A 713-nucleotide genomic window follows, 5' to 3' on the forward strand; every position below is an offset into this window, starting at 1 on the left:
TAAACACTCATGCGGGAGCCCTGGAAGAATACCTAGCAGAAGCTAATTATAGCCCAGCAGAGATATCGAAAGTACTACGCTCAGATTATAGCTCTCTGCAATGGGAAAACAGTGTGCCGGAAAGATACTTGTCAGATTTCTACGAGCATTTTTTTTCTAAAATAACGGAGCCTTCCCAGAGGTTAATGCTTGAATATTGTTTTGTAAGTGACTCTAAACTTGACAGTTATAAAGGAGAACTGAAACGAGTTCTCAAAGATGTAAAACCAAAATACTTGCCAGTAAATTCATTAGATTTGGAGCCTGGTGCAGGCAAAGATAATATTTTAGATGAGAGAACGTCTGGTCAAGTAATAATTATAACTGGCTCAGTTGGTTGTGGGAAAAGCACTCTAGTTACTAAGTGTCTAGTTGAAGCTCGACAAAGCAAAGGCAACTTGGCAAAAGCAATACTTATTGATCTAATTAATGAAGTCACTCGCTCTGAAATAGACGCTAGAAATATAATATTCAAACTCATCTATGAATTTATTTATGAAAAATATGACTTTGTTTTTGGCCAGGAGTTTCTTAGGAAGTTGTACAAAAAAGAAATTAAAATAATGGAGGAAGGCGAATACAAAGACTTATTTGTCATATCTGAAATTGATCGTGCAAGACATGAAGCAAAGTTAATTTCTGACCATAAAATGAATTAGTCTCGACTTAATCTG

1 protein-coding gene is annotated in these 713 nt (G+C 35.6%); it reads left to right on the forward strand.

What is annotated here, in order from left to right; translation table 11 throughout:
- Window positions 1–698: ATP-binding protein (locus A9165_RS16950; RefSeq protein WP_176714635.1), on the forward strand; the 698-nt coding region annotated here is incomplete at its 5' end.
- Window positions 699–713 lie beyond the last annotated feature (15 nt).

The sequence above is a fragment of the Alishewanella sp. HH-ZS genome, assembly GCF_001704375.1.
Lineage (GTDB): Bacteria > Pseudomonadota > Gammaproteobacteria > Enterobacterales > Alteromonadaceae > Alishewanella > Alishewanella aestuarii.